The organism is Bacteroides sp. CACC 737 (assembly GCF_013874375.1).
In the GTDB taxonomy this organism is placed as follows: Bacteria; Bacteroidota; Bacteroidia; order Bacteroidales; family Bacteroidaceae; genus Bacteroides; species Bacteroides uniformis.
Window position 1 is genome coordinate 251,145 of sequence record NZ_CP059408.1, and the last position, 21,389, is coordinate 272,533.

Consider the following 21,389-nt stretch of genomic DNA (forward strand, 5'->3'; position numbering starts at 1 on the left):
CTAACAACTATGACAAGTAAAATTCTTTCTTTGTTTCTGATTCTGATAGCTGTGGGGGCAGGGCTTTGCTCTGCCCAGACAGCAGGTAAGAAATATTATTTAGTGGATGGCCTTTTCTTCGAAGGCATGCCACCTTGTGTGGATTCGGATAATGTAGCAGCCTACGTTATACATAAGGACGGCGTGGGACACGAGGTTACAGAACTTCGTTTGTGCAGGGATTTTGTGCTGCCTGAAGATGTGAGAAAATACGCTACTCCTGCTGAAGAGGTGTCTGGTGCGGAAGCCTTTTTGATGAGTTATCGTGGAGGGATAGGGCAGAAGCTCCCGATAGTCTCTGTCGTACGGACTCTGAAGACAGAGGAATGGATAGGTAAACCCTTTCCAGAATTCAAAGTAAAAGATACCGCAGGGAAGGAGTGGACTAATACCGATGTAGTGGGCCGTCCTATGGTCTTGAACTTCTGGTATACTGGCTGTGGCCCTTGTATCCGTGAAATGCCGGAGCTGAACAAATGGATGGAAGTCTATCCTGATGTAACCTATCTTGCTACGACTTTTGACAGTGCTGCACAAATAAAGAAAATTGTAGAGAGCCGTCCTTTTCTCTTTACCCAGATAGCCGATGACTTGTTTTTCTTCGAGACCTTTCATGTGAGCGGTATGCCGGTCACTATACTGGTGGATAAGAAAGGTATTATCCGCCATATAGAACAAGGTACTGGAACTGCGAAACTTCGGTATATACAGGATAAGTTGCAGAAACTTGTCAGCGAATAATTCTTTCTTGATGAATAGGGATAAGGATTTCAGAGGATTTCTTTTGCTCTTTCACAGATTATCATACCTTTGCGAATATAAATCTAAGGAAGGGGAAGGTTATGATAAAACATCTTTTTTTAATATTGGGACTGCTTGCTGCGCTCACTTTTGCCGAGCCGGTTCTGGCTTGTACATCTGCCGTCGTTTCCGGAAAGGTTACTCTTGACGGCCGTCCGTTGCTATGGAAAAACCGTGATACGGACTATCTGCGAAATCATGTAGCTTATGTGAAAGGTGAGAAGTATGACTTCATTGCCGATGTGAATAGTGACAATTTCCCTGATTTGAAGGAGGCATGGGTCGGTACCAATTCCGCCGGCTTTGCCTTGATGAACACCCAATCCTACAATCTGGTGGAAGTGAAAGATGGGGAAGAACGGGGTGCCGCCAACGGGAGGATTATCTACCGTGCTTTGGAGGTTTGTGCCACGGTGGAGGACTTCTGCCATTTTCTTGATACCATCACCAAGCCCAGCCTGATAGAAGCCAATTTTGGCGTGATTGATGCCAAAGGCGGTGCCGCCATGTTTGAGGTGGATTACTATAAATATACGATGTATGATGCCAATGATCCGAAAGATGCTCCTTACGGTTACATTGCCCGTACGAACTTTTCTTTTGCCGGTGAGGTGAACCGGGGAGCGGGTTATGTACGCTATATGGAGGCAGACCGGGTATTGATGAAGGCTTCTGCAACGGGTGGGGTGACACCTCAGGGTATCTTCAATGACCTTTCACGTTCGTTCCGCAATTGCATGCTCGATATTGATTTGAGGAGCGGGAAGTTTAATCGCCCGCAAGGTTCCGGTTGGTTTGTCGACCAGGATTTTATTCCCCGTAACAGCACTTCTTGTTCCATTGTGGTGCAGGGCGTAAAACCGGGTGAGAAGGCGGAACTTACTACGATGTGGACAATGCTGGGATATTCTCCTACGGGCATTGCCGTGCCACTTTGGGTGAAGGATGCGGATAAATTTCTGCCTTCGATGGTATGTTGGGACAAGGCGTGTGCTGCCGCTCCGCTCAGTGATTGGTCACTCCGGCTTTCCAATAATGTCTTCTGTTACAATCAGGGGATGGGAACCAATCGTTATCTGAATTGGGAAAAACTGTACAATATGGAGAATAACGGCTATATGCAACAGCTTGTTCCGGTGGAGGCGGAGGTGTTTCGCCGTACATGCCCATTGTTGGACAGTTGGAGACAGCAAGGAAGCATTGATTCTCAAGAAATGCAGAAGCTTTATCAAGATGTGGAAGCACTTGTCCGAAAGGCTTATACGCCTTTGATGGAGCAATGACAGTATTCCAGTATTTCTCTTTCCTGCTCAGGGTGGAACCAGCGGATTTCCTCGTCCCGTTTGAACCAGGTCATTTGCTTACGGGAATAGATGCGTGAGTTCTGCTTTATCTTCTCAATGGCAAAGGGTAATGTCCATTCGCCGTCCAGGTACTTGAATATTTCTTTGTAGCCTACTGTATTTAGGGAATTTAGACTTTTATGCGGATAGACCATGTGCGCTTCTTCCACCAAACCCTCTTCCACCATTTGGTCCACCCGGCAGTTGATGCGTTCATAAAGCTCTTCCCGGTCACGCGTTAATCCTATTTTGATAATACGGAAGGGGCGTTCTTTCTTTTGTTGGGTGCGGAAGGAAGTGTAGGTCTTGCCCGTCATATAGCAGATTTCCAAAGCATGGACTACGCGTTTTGGGTTTTTCAAATCTACTATTTTGTAATATTCCGGGTCCAACAGCTTAAGTTCCGCACAAAGTCTTTCCAGACCTTCTGTTTCGTATTTGTACAGCATGAGTTGGCGTGTATCGGCATCTACGGTCGGAATGTCGTCAATGCCTTTACAGACTGCATCTACATACATCATTGAGCCTCCGGTCAGCAGTATGGTGTTATGCTTTGTAAACAAGTCTTCCAGCAGCTTCATTACTTCCGCTTCGTATTGGGCGGCACTGTAATAGTCTGTCAGCTTCAGGGTACCGACGAAGTGATGCTGTACCCGTTGCAGCTGCTCCGGTGTAGGGGCAGCCGTGCCTATCTTTAAATCTGCATAGAGTTGTCTCGAATCGGCCGAGACGATACAAGTATGGAAATGTTCTGCCAATCGGAGGCTTAATTCTGTTTTGCCTACTCCGGTGGGGCCGATAAGTACGATTAGGGTGTGCATGCGGGTATAAAATTTAGGCGCGAACCATAACAATCCGCGCCTTTCTGAAGGGGAATAATGTCTGTTTAATATTTCTCTTCTTCGAAGGAGTTCCCGGCTTCGTCCAAACCGCCGAAACCCTCTTTGTCGAAATCTTCCATATCGAAGTCTTGGTCGCCGTAAAAGTTTTCGTCCAAGTCCAGGGAACCGCCGGCAGCTGCCATTTCTTCAAAGTCAACGGTCTGCTTGGGAGCTTCACCCGCTTTCTTGGTGCATTTGGCGCCTTTCATTTCTTTTCCGGTAATGATTTCAGAAAGCTCGATGAAGAAGCAGCGTTCAGTCATATAATCGAATACATAGAGAAGTTTCTGCTTCTCGTCTTCAACCAGTTCGCTCAGCTGGGTCTCTTTCATCACCCAACTGTCCATTTCCGGATTGTCGTCCATTTCTTCCAGCGTAATTTCCTTTTCTTTTTCCCAGTCATCATCGCAAATGAAGAAAGAAGTCATCTGGTCGTTGGTGTAGCCTGCCGACTTTAGAATCGCCTCATGGAAGTCATAAAAGGTAGCTTCCGGGTCTATCTGTATTTCTCTGACAAAATCGTCCACCTCATCAGAGATGATTGTAAATCTGTAGATCATGATGATTTATAATTTATGATTTCTGACTTCTGATTTTGTGTAAATCATACGTTTTTCATTTTCCTGCGGGGATAATGCCGCGGGCTGATTCACGTATAAAGTTTACGATATAGCTTATTTCCGGTGTCATTTCCATTTCATCCTCGATTTTCTTCAAGGCATCCGTATTGTTCAGGCCGCCTTGATAGATGATGCGATAGGCATCATGGATTTTCTCGATGGTCTCGTTGGAGAAGCCGCGTCGGCGTAACCCTACCACATTGATTCCCGCATAGCAGATAGGCTCGCGTCCGGCAATGATGTACGGCGGGATGTCCTTGCTGAAACGGCAGCCGCCCTGTATCATGCCGTAACCACCTACATGGCAGAATTGGTGCATCAGTACATTGGCGCTGATGATGGAATAATCGTCGATGACAATTTCACCCGCCATTTTTGTAGAGTTGCCAATGATACAGCCGTTGCCTATTAGGGCATCATGCGCCACGTGTACACTTTCCATCAAGAGATTGTTGTTGCCGACAATGGTTCTGCCTTTGGCAGCTGTACCGCGGTTGACAGTTACGTTTTCACGTATGATATTGTTGTCTCCGATTTCAGCAGTGCTTTCCTCCCCTCTGAACTTTAAATCCTGGGGAATGGCACCGATAACGGCTCCCGGGAAAATGGTGTTTCCATTGCCGATGCGTGCACCGTACAGAATGTTGGCGTTTGCCATAATCTTGTTGTTATCACCGATTACCACATTCTTGTCAATGAAAACAAAAGGAGCAATTTCTACGTTTTCCCCGATTTTAGCTTCGGGATGAATATACGCTAAGGGACTTATCATATTATTTACGATTTAGCTATTTACAATTTACGATTGAGATTACTTGCGATTTACTGTATATACGATTTTACCCGAAGGTGATAATTCTTATGGGTAATATGAATCGTAAATCGTAAATCTTCTAATCGTAAATCTATTTATTTGTTCTTAACTATTTGTGCCATAAACTCTGCTTCGCAGACCACCTTTTCGCCTACGAACACATAACCTTTCATGGTGGAGATGCCGCGGCGTATGGGGGCCATCAGCTCTACACGGAAGATGAGCGTGTCTCCCGGTACCACTTTCTGGCGGAATTTCACACCGTCAATCTTCATGAAGTAGGTGGAGTAACGTTCCGGTTCATCCACCGAATTCAGTACAAGCAAACCTCCCGTCTGTGCCATTGCCTCTATCTGCAATACACCGGGCATTACGGGTTCCTGCGGGAAGTGTCCCTGGAAGAAAGGTTCGTTGGAAGTTACGTTCTTGACACCTACAATGTAGTTGGCACCTATTTCTATGACTTTGTCCACCAATTGCATCGGGTAACGGTGAGGCAGAAGTTCGCGGATGCGGTTTACATCCATAATCGGTTCGCGGTTGCAGTCGTAGGTAGGAGCCTGTATTTCGTGCAGGCGGATTTCCTTGCGCATCTGGCGAGCGAACTTATTGTTGATGGTGTGTCCCGGGCGGGTAGCGATGATACGGCCCTTGATGGGCTTGCCTATCAAAGCCAGGTCACCGATGACGTCGAGCAACTTGTGGCGGGCGCATTCATTGGGCCACACCAAAGGTTTGTGGTTGATATATCCCAATTGTTTGGCGTCCATGTGAGGAACACCCATCACATCGGCCAGCTTGTCATAGTTCTCCTGGGACATTTCGCGTTCGTAAATAACAATCGCATTGTCAAGGTCGCCGCCCTTGATAAGACCGGCTTGCAGCAACGGCTCAATTTCGCGTACAAACACGAAAGTACGGCTTGCGGCGATTTCATCCTTGAACTTCGTCATGTCTTCCAGCGTTGCAAACTGGTTGGGGAGGATGTTGGAGTCGTATGATACCAATACATTCAAGCTGAAGTTCTCGTCCGGCAATACGATGATGGAAGAGCCGGTTGTTTCGTCACGGAATTCAATTTTGGACTTGATGATATAGAAATCTTTTACGGCATTTTGTTCTACAGTGCCTACGCGCTCTATTTCGTTGACATAATATTGGGCGCTTCCGTCCAGAATGGGAAATTCCGGTCCGTTTACCTGTATCAGGCAGTTATCGATACCCAATGCATAGAGGGCTGCCATACCATGCTCCACTGTGCTCACCTTTACTCCGTTTTTGGAGATTACAGTTCCACGGGTAGTTTCGGATACGTTGTCTGCAACGGCATCGAAGGTTGGCTGTCCTTCCAGGTCGATACGTTGGATTTTGTATCCATGGTTATCCGGAGCAGGATTGAAAGTAACGGTTAGGTCAAGTCCCGTATGAAGACCTTTTCCACTAAGCGAAAAGCTATCTTTCAGAGTCTTTTGTTTTAACATTGGTTACTTATTTAATTGTTGTTTAAGTTCATTCAATTCTTTGCGGAGCTGGCGTAGCTCCACTTGCATTTCCGGCAAACTTCTTTGTACGATGGATGCCTTGAAATATTGTTTCAGCTCCATAGGAGGGGTGCCGATAAGCTGGCTGCCGTCTTTTATGCTACTGGGAACACCAGACTGTGCGCCAAGGTTTACTTTATTGCCAATATGAATATGGCCTGCAATGCCTACCTGACCGCCGAACATGCACCATTCTCCTATCTTGGTAGAACCTGCTATACCTACTTGCGCCGCCATTACGGTGTGGGAGCCTATTTCATCGTTGTGTGCCACCTGGATTAAATTATCCAGTTTCACGCCGCTATGTACGATGGTAGCTCCCATAGTAGCACGGTCCACACACGTGTTGGCACCGATTTCCACATGGTCTTCCAGAATGGTAATGCCTATTTGCGGGATTTTTTCATAACCCTCGGAAGTGGGGGCGAAGCCGAAACCGTCTGCACCGATAACGCAACCGGAGTGCAGGATACAGTGGTTTCCTACCCGGCAATCGTGGTAGATGGTTGAATTGGCGTAAATAATACAGTCATTGCCTACTTTGGCACCGCTGCCAATCGTGACGTGCGGATGAATGACCGTATTGTCTCCCACCTCTGCATGCTCGTCAATGCAGGCAAAAGGCGCAATGTAAACATCCTTGCCAATTTTAGCTGTTTCGGCAACAAATGCCAGAGAGTCAATTCCCACTCGCTTTGGTTTACTTTGCTCATAAAGATTTAGCAATTTAGCAAGACTTTCATACGCATTGTCCACTTTAATCAAGGTAGCTTTCACTTCTTGTTCCGGAACAAAGTCCTTATTTACCAGAACAATGCTTGATTGGGTTTCGTATATGTAGGGGGTATATTTGGGGTTGGATAGGAAGGAGATGGCTCCCGGTATTCCCTCTTCGATTTTCGCAAAGGTGTGAACGGTAGCATTCTCGTCTCCAACAATTTCTCCTTGGATAAATGTTGCAATTTGTTTAGCAGAGAACTCCATGTCTTATTCTTGTTAGATGGTTTCAAAACGCAAATAACGGACTTTTTTTTTATATTTCCTTGTCCTGAGGTGAATATTTTATACTTATCTATGCAAACGTTGGTAGCATAAGTAGTATTTTTTTACTTTCTTGGACAGAAGAGAGATATTGAGCATATCCGATGCTTCGGCAATATTCTTGATGCTGCCGTCGTTGTAGAGGATGTCAATACTGTCATCTGCCTCGTCGTACATATTCTTCTCGATGCTGGGGGTAGAGATGAAATATCTCGCTTCGGAGAGAGGGATGTTCAGTTGTTCACTGATTTGCAAAGTTAGTGCTTTTTTCCGTTCCTCACTAATAGGTTCGGTAGAAATCTCAACTTTGAAGATGTTTCGGTTAATCATGCCGGCGCTCAAGGTGGACAAAACCTTGTCCGAATGGCGGCTCCATACCTTGAGGGCAGTCCAGATGTCATTATCGTCCAACTGAATGAAATTCTCCAAACATTCGGGATTGTTGTAGAATGCCTCCCGGCTGATGTCGTTGTATAGAAAGAATTTCAAGGTGGGTGAGGCAAAGAGGTCTATGCCGCGGCTTGCCAGTTCCTTGGCGCGGAGCAGGGCGCTAATCAGCATTTTCTCGTAGGCAACGGAGGTCTTATGCAGGTAGACCTGCCAGTACATCAGGCGGCGGGCGGTGAGGAAGTTCTCAATAGAATAGATGCCTTTGGACTCTACTACCAGGTGGTCATCCTTTACATCCAGCATCTTGATGATGCGGGCGGAGCCAATGTTGCCTTCGGTCACTCCGGTATAGAAGCTGTCGCGGCGCAGGTAGTCCAGGCGGTCCATATCCAGTTGCCCGCTTACCAGTTGGTGCAGGAAGCGCTTGGGGTATTCATCCTTGAAAATTTGAATGGCGAGTGTCAACTGTCCGTTCATTTCCTTGTTGATACGTTCCATCAGCATCAAGGAGATGTCTTCGTGGGAGACGCCCTGCACGATAGTATTTTCCAGTACGTGGGAGAAGGGGCCGTGGCCGATGTCGTGCATCAGGATAGCGGCTTCCACAGCTTCGGCTTCGCTGTCGAAGATAAAGTTTCCTTTGGTGGCAAGTTGCTGGATGGCCTCACTCATCAGGTAGAAGGCTCCCAAAGAGTGTTGGAACCGTGTATGCTGCGCACCGGGATATACGACAGAGGACAACCCCAGTTGCTTGATACGGTTTAGACGTTGCAAAAGAGGATGTCGTACAACATCGTACAACAACCCCTTTGGTATGTTGATGAACCCGAAGACAGGGTCGTTGATAATCTTTCTTTCGAACATTAAGCGTTAGCCGTTAATCACTTTTTTCAACTCTTCCGCCATCTGTGCCTGCACTTCTAGGGCTGCTTTTCGGCTGGCGGCGGCGAAGTTCTCTGTCTTGTCCACGTAGATGATGCCACGGCTGGAGTTGACAATCAGGCCGCAAGTCTTGTTCATGCCATACTTGCAGACTTCTTCCAGGGAGCCGCCTTGTGCGCCTACGCCGGGAACCAATAGAAAGTGTTCGGGAACAATCTTGCGGATATCTTCGAAGGCGCGGCCTTGTGTGGCGCCTACTACGTACATCATCTGTTCGTCACTGGCCCACTCCTGGGATTTGCGGAGCACTTTTTCGAAGAGGCGTTCGCCGTTGGTGTCTTCCGTCAGCTGGAAGTCGTGCGAGCCTTTGTTGCTGGTCAACGCAAGCAGGATTACCCATTTGCCTTCGTACGTAAGGAACGGGGTCACACTGTCTTCGCCCATGTAGGGAGCTACGGTTACGGAATCTATATCCAGCTCTTCGAAGAAGGTGCGGGCATACATGGCAGAGGTGTTCCCGATGTCACCGCGTTTGGCGTCGGCAATGATGAATTGGTCGGGATAGTTCTGCTTGATGTAATTTACGGTTTTCTCGAAAGCTATCCAGCCTTTCACGCCCATACTCTCATAAAATGCCAGATTGGGCTTGTAGGCGATGCAGAGGTCGGCAGTAGCGTCGATGATAGCTTTGTTGAAAGCGAATATAGGGTCTTCCTCTTTCAGAAGATGTTCGGGTATTTTCTTGATGTCGGTGTCAAGACCTACGCAAAGAAATGACTTCTTGCGCTTGATGTTCTCGAATAATTGCTGTTTGTTCATATTATTTTTTAGTTACGGGCTACAAGCTACGAGCTACGAGAGATAGCGTGTGGGCTGGCAGCTGGTTGTTTTTTTAGTTATGAGTTACGAGCTACTTGTCACTTGTTTCTTGTAACTATCTTACAGCTCGCTCTCTTTCAGCCTTTCTGCATTTTCCGCCACAATCAGGTGGTCGATGCAGTCTTGGATGTCTCCGTCCATAAAGGCGGCGAGATTATAAATGGTGTAGTTGATGCGGTGGTCGGTGATGCGTCCTTGCGGATAGTTGTAGGTGCGTATCTTGGCAGAGCGGTCGCCAGTACTGACCATCGTCTTACGCTTGGAGGCGATATCGTCGATGTACTTCTGGTGTTCCTTGTCGTAGATGAAGGTACGTAGGCGCGAGAGGGCGCGTTCCTTGTTCTTGGGCTGGTCGCGCGTCTCGGTACATTCGATGAGGATTTCTTCGACTATGCCTGTGTTGGGATTCTTCCAGTTGTAGCGCAGGCGCACGCCGGATTCCACCTTGTTCACGTTCTGACCGCCGGCACCACCGCTTCGGAAGGTGTCCCACTTGATTTCACCTTCGTTGATAACTACGTCGAACTCTTCGGCTTCGGGAAGCACGGCTACACTGGCGGCTGAGGTGTGTACCCGTCCTTGCGTTTCTGTGGCCGGTACGCGCTGCACGCGGTGCACGCCCGATTCATATTTCAGTGTGCCGTATACATTGTCGCCCGTCACGGAGCAGACAATTTCCTTGAAACCGCCGGCTGCACCTTCGTTAGCGCTGGATATCTCCATTTTCCATCCCTTGGATTCGCAATACTTGGTGTACATGCGGAAGAGGTCGCCGGCAAAGATTGCCGCTTCGTCACCACCCGTGCCGCCACGAATTTCGAGGATGGCATTACGGCCATCCTGCGGGTCGGCGGGGACGAGCAGCAGCTTTATCTGCTCTTCCAGTTCCGGTTGGCGGGCTTGGCAGGCATCCAGCTCTTCGCGTGCCATTTCCCGCATCTCCTGGTCTGTTTCGTTGGCGATAATTTCTTTGGCTTCTTCTATGCCGCCCAGTACTTGCATGTACTCTTTGCGGGCATTCATCAGGTCGCCCAGTTCTTTATATTCTTTGGTGAGCTTGACGTAACGCTTCTGGTCCGCAATCACTGCCGGGTCTGTAATCAAGGTCGACACTTCTTCGAAGCGGGCGACAAGCCCTTCCAGCTTTTCGAGTATGGTATTGTTGTCTGCCATATATTTAATACTTGAACTCTCCGAATTCGCTCTTGATAATCAGTTCTTTCTTGTCGCTTTCTTCCACGCGGCCTACAATCTGTGCATCGATGTTGAAACTCTTCGAAATAGCAATCACCTCTTCTGCATGTTCGGGAGAGAGGTACACTTCCAGGCGATGCCCCATATTGAACACCTTGTACATTTCGCTCCAGTCCGTATCGCTCTGCTCCTTGATGGTCTTGAACAACGGTGGAACGGGGAAGAGATTGTCTTTGATGACACGGCAGTTGTCTCCCACAAAGTGCAGTACCTTGGTTTGTGCGCCGCCCGAGCAGTGTACCATACCGTGGATTTGGGGACGGAGCGCATCGAGCAGCTTCTTAACTACCGGTGCGTAGGTGCGGGTGGGGGAAAGTACCAGCTTTCCTGCATCCAGCGGACTGTCTTCGACACTGTCTGTCAGTTTTAGCTTGCCACTGTATACCAGCTCTTCGGGTACAGCCTTGTCATAGCTTTCAGGGTATTTCTCTGCCAGGTATTTGGAGAATACATCGTGGCGTGCGCTGGTCAGTCCGTTACTGCCCATACCGCCATTGTATTCTTTCTCATAAGTAGCCTTTCCGTAAGATGCCAGACCAACAATCACATCGCCCGGACGGATATTGGCATTGTCTATAACATCTGAGCGCTTCATGCGGCAGGTCACTGTCGAGTCTACGATAATGGTACGTACAAGGTCGCCCACGTCGGCTGTTTCGCCACCGGTGGCATAAACGCCTACGCCCATCTCGCGGAGTTCGGCAAGCAGTTCGTCCGTACCGTTGATGATGGCTGAAATTACTTCGCCGGGGATGAGAAGTTTATTACGTCCGATGGTAGAGGATACCAGAATGTTGTCTACCGCACCCACACAAAGCAGGTCGTCGATGTTCATAATCAGTGCATCTTGTGCAATGCCTTTCCACACAGCCAGGTCGCCGGTTTCCTTCCAGTACATATAGGCAAGACTGGATTTGGTGCCTGCTCCATCGGCATGCATAATGTTGCAATACTCCGGGTTACCGCCCAAAATGTCGGGGATAATTTTGCAGAAAGCCTGCGGGAAAATACCTTTGTCGATGTTCTTGATGGCGTTGTGCACATCTTCTTTAGATGCGCTGACGCCTCGCATCATGTATCGTTGATTACTCATGAGATAATAGGTTTGTTCAATTGAATGTGCAAAGATACATCTAATCTTCTACAACACAAAGCGAGGCACAAAGTTTCTCGCCTTTGTGCCTCGCTATAGAGTTGTGTATTTATCAGAATTGTACCTGGGGAGCTTGTTCCGCTCCTTCTGCCGCTTCGAAATAAGCTCGTTTCTCAAAACCGAAGAGACCGGCAAGGATATTTTTTGGGAAACGGCGAATGGCTGTATTGAAGTTCTTGGCTGCATTGTTGAAGTTGGTCCGTGCTACGTTGATACGGTTTTCCGTACCTTCCAGCTGTGCCTGCAGTTCCAAGAAATTCTGATTTGCTTTCAAGTCCGGATAGTTTTCTGTGATGGCAAGCAATTTACCGAGGGCAGAAGTCACCGCACCTTGTGCTTTCTGATATTCAGCCAGCTTTTCCGGAGTAAGGTCTGCAGCATCCACTTTGATTTGAGTGGCTTTGCTGCGGGCTTCTACTACACCTTCCAGTGTTTCCTTCTCGTGCGTGGCATATCCTTTCACGGTATTCACCAAGTTCGGAATCAGGTCGGCACGGCGTTGGTATTGGGTTTCTACGTTCGACCATTGTCCGCTGACATTTTCGTCCATGGTTACGAGTCCGTTATAGCCGGTTACACCCCAAATGGCGAGAAGAGCTATAACAACGATAATGATAATGGTTGATTTCTTCATACTTTTCATTTTTAGGCCTCACCTCCGATTCCTCTCCGATAGAGAGGGGAGGAGGGGAAGGCAGTTATTAATCATTTAATTATATTCTATGTAAACGTTTTATTTTCTTCCAGTATCCTCGAAGGTGTGTCAAAACGGTTGATGGCGCACAGATGACACATACTCGGCGTTAGAACCGGGAACCGGCTCCACCGCCACCTCCCATACCGCCTCCGAAGCTACCACCGCTGAAGCCTCCTCCGCCACTTCCGCCGAAGAGACCTCCACCACCGAAGATGACCGGACCACCTCCGCCTCCTCCCCGGTAGTTTTCATCGTATGACTGCTGGCGGCGCACTACTTTATGTCCGCAATTGCGGCAGGTGTAGGTCACATCTTCCGTTTTCACTCCATTGCGGCGTGAGATGAGTATGCTGCTGCTACGTTGCAATTTATGTTGTCCGCAGTTGGGGCATTTGTTGGCAGCGCGTTGGGCAAGGATGCCTATAATAGATGCCACTGCGAGGAAACCGATAAGTCCCAGTAGGATACCTCCTACGGAGAGGTCATCCTCCTCTTCCGTGTCATTCACCATAGTGCCGTCAAGACGTGAACAGACCGCCTTTACACCCGCGACCATTCCGGCATCCCAATTACCGTCTTTCAGATAGGGAATCATATATTTGGTCTGTATGCGTTTGCAGATGGCGTCAGGCAGGTCCCCTTCCAAACCGTATCCCGTATAAAACTGGATGCAGCGTTGATCGGTTACCAGCAGAATGACCAGACCGTTGTTTTTCTCTTTTTTCCCTACTCCCCATTCATTGAGCAGCCGGTGTGAGAAATCAAAACAGTCTTCTTGTCCGATGGAGGGAACAACGGCAACTACCGTTTCAATACCCGTCTGCTGCTCCAATGCGTAGAGCATGCGGTCTATGTCGGCACATGCCTCTTTGGATAAGATGTCGGCAGGGTTGCAGACATAACGCGTCTTGTCCTGAAGGTGTACTTTAGGAATGTTCTTAGTGGTGTAGACTTCTTGTGCCTGCAAGGATATGAACAAGCACAGGAAGAATGCTATGGAAATAAATCGTTTCATATTACCAATGTTTGTTGCGGCGAAGATAGGAAAAATCACGTCAATGTATGTATTTCCCTACGAATTTCTTTACATGCTCGGTGTATTCCTGCGGATAATCCTTGTAAGACATGGCATGTGTGGCACCGGGTACAATCCATAATTCTTTGGGTTCGGGCTTGGCTTCATAGAGGGGATAAACCATCCACGTCGGTACAAAGGTGTCGGCATCACCGTGGATGAAGAGCATCGGCAAAGTACATTTCTTTACTTGCTCCAGGGCAGAAGCTTCGCGGAAATCCCATCCGTACTCCTGCCGGCAAAGCCAGCTTGCAGTATGCAGTAGGGGGAAAGAGGGCAGTCCGAACTGTTCTTTCAACTCCCCGCGAAACTCATCCCATACGCTTGTGTAACCGCAGTCTTCCACAAAACACTTGATGAATGGCTGTTGGTATTGTCCGTGTTCCACTTCGCCGGATACCATCATGGTGGTGGCGGCTCCCATGGAGATGCCGTGTACTACCATCTTTGTACTGCGGGACGCTATGCTGTCCGTATGGCTGCGTCCGAAAAGCTCATCGGCGGTTTCGGTCCATTGCAACACGTCGAGCCGGTCTTTCCAGCCCATCTGTACATGGTTTCCTTCGCTCATCCCGTGTCCGTAAAGGTCGGGCAGCAGGATATTGAAGCCCATCTCCTTGCTGTACAAATAACCTATCATCAGCATGCGCACGGCGTTGTCCGTATATCCATGTACGATGACTGCCGTTTTGTCGGTAGGGCGGGCAGCGGCAACATAGAGCGCATGCAGCGTCTCTCCGCGGTCGTTCTCGATGTAGAAGTCCTTCAGTGCTCCTGCGGTCATCAGGCTATCCACCCAGGGGTGCAGTTCGGGGTAGCGCTCGTACATGAAATCGTAGGATGCGGCTATGTTGCGGCTGCGTGAAACGAGGTCGTCCGGTTTCAGGGAATAGCCCAGCATATAGTACCCTCCGCACAACAGTAGGGTGCAGAGGGCGGCCAGACTGAGAATTGAATATTTTATGGCTTTTTTCATTATTTATTCCAAATTTCCCATGCGGCAAAGGCCTGCAACAGCAACATCTCCAGTCCGTTCTTGGTGACGGCTCCTTGTGCCTGGCCTTTCTTCATGAAGAGGGTTTCGTTTGGATTATATAACAAATCGTAGAGCAAATGGTTGGGGGTCAGTAGCTCGTAAGGAATGTTGGGACAGAAGTCCACTTTGGGGTACATGCCTACGGGGGTACAGTTGACAATCACCGTGTACTCCTGCATGATTTCCGGTGTCAGCTCTTCGTAAGTGAGGTATTTGTCCTCTTTCTTGGTGCGCGATACGAAGGTACTTTTTATACCCAGGTTCTCCAGCCCGCGATATACGGCTTTCGATGCGCCGCCGGTGCCCAGAATCAGGGCTTTCTTGTGATGTGGTTGCAAAAGCGGTTCTATGGATTGTGTGAATCCTATGATGTCGGAATTGTAGCCAACCAGCTTTACCTTGCCTTTGGGAAGGCGGATAATCTTGATGACATTGACGGCGCCTATCTTGGCGGTGTCTTTGTCCAGTTCGTCCAGATAGGGGATGACTTGCTCCTTGTAGGGAATGGTCACATTCAGTCCACAGAGGTTAGGGTTTTCCTCTATAACTTCCATGAAATCCTCGATACGTGGAATTTCGAAGTTTACATATTCTGCATCAATGTTTTCTGCCGTGAATTTCTCATTGAAATATCCGATGGAAAAGGAATGTTTCAACGGGTAACCTATTAAACCGTATTTCTGCATAATGAGGGTGTGTTAAAGGGGAATTAATGATTATTTTCTGGCTGTATACAACGTACATATTCCGAAAGTGAGCCGCTTGAAGTGTACTTCACTGAAACCGGCCTTGCGGATAACTTCCTGCATCACTTCTCCTTGAGGGAAGGCACGGATGCTTTCCGGCAGATAAGTGTAGGCGCTGTTGTCTTTCGAAATACATTTACCGAGCAGGGGGATAACGACTTTGGAGTAAATGGTAAACAGTTGTTTCATCGGGAAGCGGTCCGGCGTGGAGAGTTCCAGTATGACAAGATGTCCGCCGGCCGTCAGTACGCGGCACATTTCGGACAGTCCTTTATCCAGCCCTTCGAAGTTGCGGATGCCGAACGCTACGGTTACAGCATCGAAACTCTCATCGGCAAACGAGAGAGAGGTGCAGTCCTCCCGGGCAAATGAAATCTTGTCCGAGAGGTGCGCCCGTTTTACTTTTTCGCGCCCCACATTCATCATGCCTTCCGAGATGTCGGTACCAATCAAAGCATCGGGTTGCAGTTCGCGGCATGCAAGGATGGCGAAATCACCGGTGCCGGTAGCTACGTCCATGATACGTCGGGGGTGGAAAGGAAGGAGGTATTTGATTGCCTTCCTGCGCCAGCTGCGGTCAATACCCATGGATAGGGTGTGATTCAGCTTGTCGTAGGCGGGAGCGATGTTGTCGAACATTTCTTCCACTTGTTCGCTCTTCTTACCGTCAGCGCCGTAGGGCTTGATGTGTTCTTGGGGGTAATCCATGATTTTTTTTATGTGCTAATGTGCTGATACGCCAATGTGCTAATTGGCTGCGCTATTATGCCGCAAGGTCATTAGCACATTGGCATATTATCACATTAAGTAATTAGTTACATTCTTTTCAATGCGTTCGGCAATGTTGTCGGTATCTTCCTTTACGAACTTCTCGCCAGTGATGTGTTCGTACAGTTCGATGTAACGTTCGCTGATTGAAGTAACGATTTCGTCTGTCATTTCCGGTACCTGCTGTCCTTCCTTACCCTGAAAACCGTTGTCCATCAGCCATTCGCGTACAAATTCCTTGGAAAGTTGTTTCTGCGGTTCGCCTTTGGCAAAACGTTCTTCGTAGCCTTCGGAGTAGAAATAACGGCTGGAGTCCGGGGTATGGATTTCGTCCATCAGATAAATCTTGCCGTCGTGCTTGCCGAATTCGTATTTGGTGTCTACCAGAATCAATCCGCGTTCCGCTGCAATCTCTGTACCGCGTTTGAAGAGAGCCATTGTGTATTTTTCCAATACGGCATATTCTTCGGGCGTGGCAAGTCCTTGTGCTAGGATTTCTTCTTTGGAGATGTCGGCATCGTGTTCGCCAATTTCGGCTTTGGTAGTCGGGGTGATGATGGGTTCGGGGAACTTCTGGTTCTCCTTCATTCCTTCGGGCAGTTTCACACCGCAGATTTCACGGACACCGCTTTTGTAAGCGCGCCATGCACTGCCGCAGAGGTAACCGCGTACAATCATTTCTACGGGGAATCCTTCACACATCACGCCTACCGTCACCATCGGGTCGGGAGTAGCCATTTTCCAGTTGGGGCAGATGTCGGTGGTGGCATCCAGAAACTTGGCTGCAATCTGGTTCAGCATTTGTCCCTTGAAAGGAATGCCTTTGGGCAATACTACGTCGAAGGCTGAGATACGGTCGGTAGCTACCATGACCAACTTCTCGCCATTGATGTTGTACACATCACGAACCTTCCCATGATAGACACTTTTCTGTCCGGGAAAGTTGAAATCTGTTTTTGTTAATGCTTTCATCTTTGTAATATTTACGATTTGAGAATTTACTGTTTCTGTTCAATCTTGCTATTGGCTTGTTCGGCCTTGCGTCTTTCGCGCTCCGCTTTCGCTTCTTTGTCAAACTTTTCGTAGGCCTCCACAATTTGGGTGACAAGCTTATGCCTTACGATGTCTTTCTTGTTCAGTTCCACGAAGCTGATGCCTTTCACTCCTTTCAGAATACGGAGTGCCTGCACCAGACCGGATGTCTGGGAGGAAGGCAAGTCAATCTGCGTCATGTCTCCCGTGACAATCATCTTGGTGTTCATTCCCATGCGGGTGAGGAACATTTTGATTTGCTGGGTGGTGGTGTTCTGCGCTTCGTCCAGAATGACGACGGCATCGTTCAGTGTGCGTCCGCGCATAAAGGCGAGGGGGGCAATCTGGATGATGTTCAGCTCCATGTACTCTTTCAGCTTGGCAGCAGGTATCATGTCCTGCAGGGCGTCATAGAGCGGTTGCAGATACGGGTCTATCTTGTCCTTCATGTCGCCGGGCAGGAAACCGAGCTTTTCTCCGGCTTCTACAGCGGGGCGGCTGAGGATGATTTTCTTGATTTCTTTGTTTTTCAGTGCCCGCACAGCAAGCGCGATGGCAGTATAAGTCTTTCCGGAACCGGCAGGACCGATGGCAAACAGCATGTCGTTCTTGGCAAAAGCCTCCACCAGTTTCAGCTGGTTCTCGCTGCGCGGGATAATCGGCTTTCCGGTTACGCTGAATACAATGACATTGCCCGATTTCTCTGCTTGCGGGGCATTGCCTTTGATGATGTCTATAATGACCTCTTCTTTCAAAGAGTTGTACTCGGCACAGTGTTTTTCCAGTTTGGTGATGTTCTCCTCGAATGCACACATTTCCTCCTCATCACCCAATACTTTGATGACATTGCCACGGGCGATGATACGAAGCTTGGGATACAGGGCTTTTATCAGTTGCATGTTGGCGTTGTTTACGCCGTAGAATATTACCGGATCAATATCTTCAAGAACAATCAGTTTTTCTATCATTGATATGCTTTAAAGTTCAATTCGTTCTTTTAGTGAAACGTTTTGCAAATGTAGTGAAACGTTTGGATACTTAAATGGTTCTATCGGGTATTTTTTTTGCAGAGGCTTCGGGTAGATTGCCGGCAATTGTTGCACGACGATGCCGTTTCCTTTTTTTGAGCATCCGATGCGTTGCCGGTTCAGCGTCTGCTCCTTCATGTTGAAGATGATATTGGGGTCGAAGTGCTGGCCGTTGACTCGTGTCTCAAAGTGGAGATGCTCGGTAGAGGCGCGTCCGGTACGTCCGGTCAGTGCGATGGGCTGTCCGGCTTTGACCGTGTCGCCACAATGTACAAGGTTTTTGAAGTTGTGGCTGTATATCGTTTCCAGTCCGAAGTCATGGCGTACGACAACGACATTGCCGTAGGCGCTGTAAGGCTTGGACATCCGTACTACGCCGTTGAAGGCACTCCGTATGGTGTCTTTGGCGCAGGTCTTGATGTCTATGCCGCTGTGGCGTCCCCGCCCCCGTCCGTAAGGGGAGATGACTTTTCCTCCGGGCAGAGGAAAGGAGTATTCCGTGTCCGGAATGTCCTCCAAAGGTAGCTCTATCAGTTCTCTTTGCGAAAACAGTCCTGGAGTGGCAACGCGGATATGGTTGGTTTCCATGGCGGAAAAGACCGCTTTTTTCCCTTGTGCCGTGGCACCAAGGGCTATGAGTAGGAGAGGGACAAGAACGCGTATTCTCATTTATTCAAAATATTGTATGGTCCCACCGGTAGAGGAAGCATATTTCTCCAACAGTCCCAATATCATTTCGGCTGCTTCTTTCAGGCCTTCCTGCCCGTTGTAGCCGTTGACAATGGCAAGGATATGGCGGGTTTCCAGTTTCATCTTGGTGCGTTCGTGGTCACTGGTCGGGGTACCGATACCGCCTATACGGTCGCGGTAGACGGGTAGCCCTTCTATGTTCAGCATGCCGCGGCCTATACCCTCGAACGATTCCTCTGCACGTCCTATGCCCAGTTCAAGGTCGGTTCCTTGTATCTCGTCGGCATCAAATCCGCCGATAGAGTGACCCGTACGTAAGGAAACAAGGTTGATAAGGTCTACCAATGTATCTATCTGATAGAGTTCCAATCCGCGTAGCAGTCGTCGTCTCAGTGCTTCGGCCGAGGGACGGTAGCGGCTGGGGTCTTTGCCGCAACGTTTGTAGGCTTCACGGGTGGCGGCAATGACAGGTTGGTACTTGATGCTGTCCGTGGTTTCACGGGCTCTTAGCTCTTGGGTGAAAGTTGCGATTTCCTGCCACAACCCTTCGCTATATGCGGTATTTGTCACTTCGGCAAATACGGCCGCACCACGGAATTCGGAGCAATTCTGTTTGATTTCTTTAGAAAGTGTGATATGATACATTATAATATGCTTGAATATGTTCTTTATCTCAATTTCATTTTAACATGATTCCTGACAGTAATCTTCCGGATTTGATACCCAGCCTGCGTGCGGAGAAGAATTCTTCGTGTCGGGTGTATGTGCAGATGCCTGCCGTCTCCACTTGTGCGGAAGGTACTCCGAAGTCCAGCAGTTGCAGTCGGTTGGCAGCCCATAGGTCGATATGGTATTTGTGGGTGTCGGGTTTCCATTCGGAGATGTAATCCATCTGGAAACCGTTCTTGCGGAATGCTTCATAGACTTCGTCGCCTACCTCGAAGGCAGAAAGGGAGATGCCGGGGCCGATGCAGGCTATCACTTCTTTACCCTCTGTGCCATAGCAGGCACTCATCTTGTCGAGTGTGTGGCCGAGGATATAATTCACTGTGCCACGCCATCCGGCATGAACAGCGGCTATCACGGCATTCTTCCGGTCGTAGAGCAGGATGGGAATGCAGTCTGCCGTAGAGATGCAGATGCAGCAGCCCGGTTCACGGGTTATCAGTGCATCAATGCCCTGTAACATGGAGTGGCGTTCTTCTGCTGTTGCTTGCAGATAAGTTCCGTCAATGACAAGTGCCTTTGTCCCGTGGGTCTGAAACGGAATGACCAGTTCTTTGGGACGCTGGGGCAGGGAAGAACACACTATTTCCTGATTGCGGCGCACAGCTCCGGCTTCGTCTCCCGTGTAAGGTGTACAATTGAGGGAGGCATAGTTTCCCTGGCTGCACCCTCCATGACGGGTGGTTACAAAACAAGAAATGCCGGGATATGAGGCAAGCAGCTCATATCCCAACATTTTCCTATCTTCAGTAAGAGGAATCATTTTTTATCTTCCTCCCAATCCTCTTCGTATTCAAAGTCCTCGAGGTCCTCTATGTCCTCGTCGTCGTTGACGTATTCATAGCTGAGGTCTTCGTCCTCACCCTCTTCTTTCAATTCTTCCTGCAGGTGGCTGAGGTCTTTGGCGCGGTGGGCAATGCTGTCCACTTTGCCTTCTATCTTATTACTTTCCTTGTTCAGCTCTTCCCAAAGGATGTCTTTCAGCGTAGAGATGCCCATGCCGGAGACAGCAGAGATGAATATATGCGGAATCCCTTCGGGCAGTGTCGGCTCTATCTCGTCCATCAGTTCCTGGTCGAGCATGTCGCATTTGGTGACGGCAAGCACTCTCTGTTTGTCCAGCATTTCGGGGTTGAAAGTGCGAAGCTCGTTCAACAGGATTTCGTATTCCTTACGGATGTCGTCACTGTCGGCAGGCACCATGAACAGCAACAATGAGTTGCGCTCGATGTGGCGCAGGAAACGCAATCCTAAGCCTTTGCCGGCACTGGCTCCTTCGATGATGCCGGGAATGTCCGCCATCACAAACGATTTGCTGTCGCGATAGGACACGATGCCCAGATTGGGCTCCAAAGTGGTAAACGGATAATTGGCGATTTTGGGCTTTGCCGCAGAAACGGCTGCCAGCAAAGTCGACTTGCCCGCATTGGGGAAGCCTACCAGACCGACGTCTGCCAGCAGCTTCAGTTCCATGATTACCGTCAATTCCTGCATCGGTTCGCCCGGTTGGGCAAAGCGGGGAGCCTGGCGTGTGGCGGTTTTGAAGTGCCAGTTGCCCAGACCTCCTCGTCCGCCTTTCAGCAGGATGACTTCTTGTTCGTGCTCGGTGACGTCGCAGATATATTCACCCGTTTCGGCGTTGTACACCACCGTGCCGCAGGGCACTTCAATAACCTTGTCCGCTCCGTCTTTTCCGAAACTGCGGTTCTTGGAACCGGATTCTCCGTGACCTGCCAGGATGTGGCGATCATATTTCAGGTGGAGCAGCGTCCAGTAGTTGCGGTTACCCCGCAGGATGACATGGCCTCCTCGTCCTCCGTCACCTCCGTCGGGGCCTCCGTTGGGTATGTATTTCTCACGCCGCATATGCGTAGAACCTCGTCCGCCCTTTCCGGAGCGGCAATATATTTTTACGTAGTCAACAAAATTCGATTCAGCCATATTCTGTTTTAT

Annotated in this window: 22 protein-coding genes; 2 read left to right on the forward strand and 20 right to left on the reverse strand. The window is 49.0% G+C overall.

The window, feature by feature from the left end; all coding sequences use genetic code 11:
- The first annotated feature begins 9 nt into the window (after positions 1–9).
- Entirely contained in the window at positions 10–780 is a 771-nt protein-coding gene (locus H1A11_RS01165; protein ID WP_117964794.1) for a TlpA disulfide reductase family protein, read from the forward strand.
- 101 nt (positions 781–881) lie between these two features.
- The gene (locus tag H1A11_RS01170; protein WP_117964792.1) at positions 882–2,123 is read left to right on the forward strand and encodes a hypothetical protein; all 1,242 of its coding nucleotides are present in this window, start codon (positions 882–884) and stop codon (positions 2,121–2,123) included.
- Here H1A11_RS01170 and miaA read toward each other — a convergent pair.
- The 20 genes from miaA to obgE all read right to left on the reverse strand — a co-directional run bounded on the left by miaA (position 2,099) and on the right by obgE (position 21,377).
- Positions 2,099–3,004 (reverse strand): tRNA (adenosine(37)-N6)-dimethylallyltransferase MiaA, encoded by a 906-nt coding sequence (gene miaA, locus H1A11_RS01175; RefSeq protein WP_138345063.1) that lies wholly within the window; start codon positions 3,002–3,004, stop codon positions 2,099–2,101. The genes H1A11_RS01170 and miaA overlap by 25 nt on opposite strands.
- Positions 3,005–3,069: 65 nt before the next feature.
- Positions 3,070–3,624 carry a hypothetical protein gene (locus tag H1A11_RS01180; protein ID WP_057282010.1) on the reverse strand — a complete coding sequence of 185 codons (555 nt, stop codon included), beginning with the start codon at positions 3,622–3,624 and terminating at the stop codon, positions 3,070–3,072.
- Positions 3,625–3,679: 55 nt separating this feature from the next.
- The gene (gene lpxA / locus H1A11_RS01185; RefSeq protein ID WP_009037103.1) at positions 3,680–4,456 is read right to left on the reverse strand and encodes an acyl-ACP--UDP-N-acetylglucosamine O-acyltransferase; all 777 of its coding nucleotides are present in this window, start codon (positions 4,454–4,456) and stop codon (positions 3,680–3,682) included.
- A gap of 137 nt (positions 4,457–4,593) precedes the next feature.
- Positions 4,594–5,979 (reverse strand): bifunctional UDP-3-O-[3-hydroxymyristoyl] N-acetylglucosamine deacetylase/3-hydroxyacyl-ACP dehydratase, encoded by a 1,386-nt coding sequence (locus H1A11_RS01190; RefSeq protein ID WP_005823709.1) that lies wholly within the window; start codon positions 5,977–5,979, stop codon positions 4,594–4,596.
- 3 nt (positions 5,980–5,982) lie between these two features.
- Positions 5,983–7,023 (reverse strand): UDP-3-O-(3-hydroxymyristoyl)glucosamine N-acyltransferase, encoded by a 1,041-nt coding sequence (gene lpxD / locus H1A11_RS01195; RefSeq protein WP_117599417.1) that lies wholly within the window; start codon positions 7,021–7,023, stop codon positions 5,983–5,985.
- Positions 7,024–7,107: 84 nt separating this feature from the next.
- Entirely contained in the window at positions 7,108–8,334 is a 1,227-nt protein-coding gene (locus H1A11_RS01200; protein ID WP_181757618.1) for an HD domain-containing protein, read from the reverse strand.
- A 6-nt stretch (positions 8,335–8,340) separates the two neighbouring features.
- Complete coding sequence (pyrF, locus tag H1A11_RS01205) at positions 8,341–9,171, reverse strand: orotidine-5'-phosphate decarboxylase (protein ID WP_181757619.1); 831 nt, start codon at positions 9,169–9,171, stop codon at positions 8,341–8,343.
- A 120-nt stretch (positions 9,172–9,291) separates the two neighbouring features.
- Positions 9,292–10,404 carry a peptide chain release factor 1 gene (gene prfA, locus H1A11_RS01210; protein ID WP_016272584.1) on the reverse strand — a complete coding sequence of 371 codons (1,113 nt, stop codon included), beginning with the start codon at positions 10,402–10,404 and terminating at the stop codon, positions 9,292–9,294.
- Between the two features lie 4 nt (positions 10,405–10,408).
- Positions 10,409–11,578, reverse strand: coding sequence for an AIR synthase-related protein (locus H1A11_RS01215; protein ID WP_117964788.1), 1,170 nt, complete (start codon positions 11,576–11,578; stop codon positions 10,409–10,411).
- A gap of 112 nt (positions 11,579–11,690) precedes the next feature.
- Entirely contained in the window at positions 11,691–12,272 is a 582-nt protein-coding gene (locus H1A11_RS01220) for a LemA family protein (RefSeq protein ID WP_005835359.1), read from the reverse strand.
- Positions 12,273–12,441: 169 nt separating this feature from the next.
- Positions 12,442–13,350 (reverse strand): YgcG family protein, encoded by a 909-nt coding sequence (locus H1A11_RS01225; RefSeq protein ID WP_117964786.1) that lies wholly within the window; start codon positions 13,348–13,350, stop codon positions 12,442–12,444.
- A gap of 40 nt (positions 13,351–13,390) precedes the next feature.
- The gene (locus H1A11_RS01230; RefSeq protein WP_117599423.1) at positions 13,391–14,386 is read right to left on the reverse strand and encodes an alpha/beta hydrolase; all 996 of its coding nucleotides are present in this window, start codon (positions 14,384–14,386) and stop codon (positions 13,391–13,393) included.
- On the reverse strand, positions 14,386–15,132 hold the full coding sequence (locus H1A11_RS01235) for a shikimate dehydrogenase (protein WP_005835363.1): 747 nt from the start codon (positions 15,130–15,132) through the stop codon (positions 14,386–14,388). Before H1A11_RS01235 ends, H1A11_RS01230 begins: the two co-directional genes overlap by 1 nt.
- Before the next feature lie 30 nt (positions 15,133–15,162).
- A complete protein-coding gene (ubiE, locus tag H1A11_RS01240) occupies positions 15,163–15,900 on the reverse strand; it encodes a bifunctional demethylmenaquinone methyltransferase/2-methoxy-6-polyprenyl-1,4-benzoquinol methylase UbiE (RefSeq protein WP_098032550.1) in 738 nt (245 codons plus the stop codon).
- Between the two features lie 90 nt (positions 15,901–15,990).
- Complete coding sequence (locus tag H1A11_RS01245) at positions 15,991–16,932, reverse strand: phosphoribosylaminoimidazolesuccinocarboxamide synthase (RefSeq protein ID WP_117599425.1); 942 nt, start codon at positions 16,930–16,932, stop codon at positions 15,991–15,993.
- Between the two features lie 26 nt (positions 16,933–16,958).
- Entirely contained in the window at positions 16,959–17,960 is a 1,002-nt protein-coding gene (locus tag H1A11_RS01250) for a PhoH family protein (RefSeq protein WP_117599426.1), read from the reverse strand.
- Positions 17,961–17,969: 9 nt separating this feature from the next.
- Positions 17,970–18,689: a M23 family metallopeptidase gene (locus H1A11_RS01255; protein ID WP_117599427.1), complete on the reverse strand. Its 720-nt coding sequence runs from the start codon at positions 18,687–18,689 to the stop codon at positions 17,970–17,972.
- Positions 18,690–19,355: a B3/4 domain-containing protein gene (locus H1A11_RS01260; protein ID WP_117599428.1), complete on the reverse strand. Its 666-nt coding sequence runs from the start codon at positions 19,353–19,355 to the stop codon at positions 18,690–18,692.
- A gap of 34 nt (positions 19,356–19,389) precedes the next feature.
- The gene (gene pgeF, locus H1A11_RS01265; RefSeq protein WP_117964780.1) at positions 19,390–20,199 is read right to left on the reverse strand and encodes a peptidoglycan editing factor PgeF; all 810 of its coding nucleotides are present in this window, start codon (positions 20,197–20,199) and stop codon (positions 19,390–19,392) included.
- Positions 20,196–21,377, reverse strand: coding sequence for a GTPase ObgE (obgE, locus tag H1A11_RS01270; protein ID WP_117964778.1), 1,182 nt, complete (start codon positions 21,375–21,377; stop codon positions 20,196–20,198). The genes pgeF and obgE overlap by 4 nt, the downstream gene beginning before the upstream one ends.
- Positions 21,378–21,389: the final 12 nt, after the last annotated feature.

What these genes read in the sequence shown, in the direction of transcription:
- H1A11_RS01215 (WP_117964788.1), bottom strand. Translation starts at nt 11,578, where the DNA reads ATGAGTAATCAACGATACATGATGCGAGGCGTCAGCGCATCTAAAGAA.
- H1A11_RS01190 (WP_005823709.1), bottom strand. Translation starts at nt 5,979, where the DNA reads ATGTTAAAACAAAAGACTCTGAAAGATAGCTTTTCGCTTAGTGGAAAA.
- H1A11_RS01170 (WP_117964792.1), top strand. Translation starts at nt 882, where the DNA reads ATGATAAAACATCTTTTTTTAATATTGGGACTGCTTGCTGCGCTCACT.
- H1A11_RS01260 (WP_117599428.1), bottom strand. Translation starts at nt 19,355, where the DNA reads ATGTATCATATCACACTTTCTAAAGAAATCAAACAGAATTGCTCCGAA.
- H1A11_RS01225 (WP_117964786.1), bottom strand. Translation starts at nt 13,350, where the DNA reads ATGAAACGATTTATTTCCATAGCATTCTTCCTGTGCTTGTTCATATCC.
- obgE (WP_117964778.1), bottom strand. Translation starts at nt 21,377, where the DNA reads ATGGCTGAATCGAATTTTGTTGACTACGTAAAAATATATTGCCGCTCC.
- H1A11_RS01165 (WP_117964794.1), top strand. Translation starts at nt 10, where the DNA reads ATGACAAGTAAAATTCTTTCTTTGTTTCTGATTCTGATAGCTGTGGGG.
- H1A11_RS01230 (WP_117599423.1), bottom strand. Translation starts at nt 14,386, where the DNA reads ATGAAAAAAGCCATAAAATATTCAATTCTCAGTCTGGCCGCCCTCTGC.
- lpxD (WP_117599417.1), bottom strand. Translation starts at nt 7,023, where the DNA reads ATGGAGTTCTCTGCTAAACAAATTGCAACATTTATCCAAGGAGAAATT.
- prfA (WP_016272584.1), bottom strand. Translation starts at nt 10,404, where the DNA reads ATGGCAGACAACAATACCATACTCGAAAAGCTGGAAGGGCTTGTCGCC.
- H1A11_RS01245 (WP_117599425.1), bottom strand. Translation starts at nt 16,932, where the DNA reads ATGAAAGCATTAACAAAAACAGATTTCAACTTTCCCGGACAGAAAAGT.
- pyrF (WP_181757619.1), bottom strand. Translation starts at nt 9,171, where the DNA reads ATGAACAAACAGCAATTATTCGAGAACATCAAGCGCAAGAAGTCATTT.
- H1A11_RS01255 (WP_117599427.1), bottom strand. Translation starts at nt 18,689, where the DNA reads ATGAGAATACGCGTTCTTGTCCCTCTCCTACTCATAGCCCTTGGTGCC.
- H1A11_RS01180 (WP_057282010.1), bottom strand. Translation starts at nt 3,624, where the DNA reads ATGATCTACAGATTTACAATCATCTCTGATGAGGTGGACGATTTTGTC.
- H1A11_RS01235 (WP_005835363.1), bottom strand. Translation starts at nt 15,132, where the DNA reads ATGCAGAAATACGGTTTAATAGGTTACCCGTTGAAACATTCCTTTTCC.
- pgeF (WP_117964780.1), bottom strand. Translation starts at nt 20,199, where the DNA reads ATGATTCCTCTTACTGAAGATAGGAAAATGTTGGGATATGAGCTGCTT.
- miaA (WP_138345063.1), bottom strand. Translation starts at nt 3,004, where the DNA reads ATGCACACCCTAATCGTACTTATCGGCCCCACCGGAGTAGGCAAAACA.
- H1A11_RS01200 (WP_181757618.1), bottom strand. Translation starts at nt 8,334, where the DNA reads ATGTTCGAAAGAAAGATTATCAACGACCCTGTCTTCGGGTTCATCAAC.
- lpxA (WP_009037103.1), bottom strand. Translation starts at nt 4,456, where the DNA reads ATGATAAGTCCCTTAGCGTATATTCATCCCGAAGCTAAAATCGGGGAA.
- ubiE (WP_098032550.1), bottom strand. Translation starts at nt 15,900, where the DNA reads ATGGATTACCCCCAAGAACACATCAAGCCCTACGGCGCTGACGGTAAG.
- H1A11_RS01220 (WP_005835359.1), bottom strand. Translation starts at nt 12,272, where the DNA reads ATGAAGAAATCAACCATTATCATTATCGTTGTTATAGCTCTTCTCGCC.
- H1A11_RS01250 (WP_117599426.1), bottom strand. Translation starts at nt 17,960, where the DNA reads ATGATAGAAAAACTGATTGTTCTTGAAGATATTGATCCGGTAATATTC.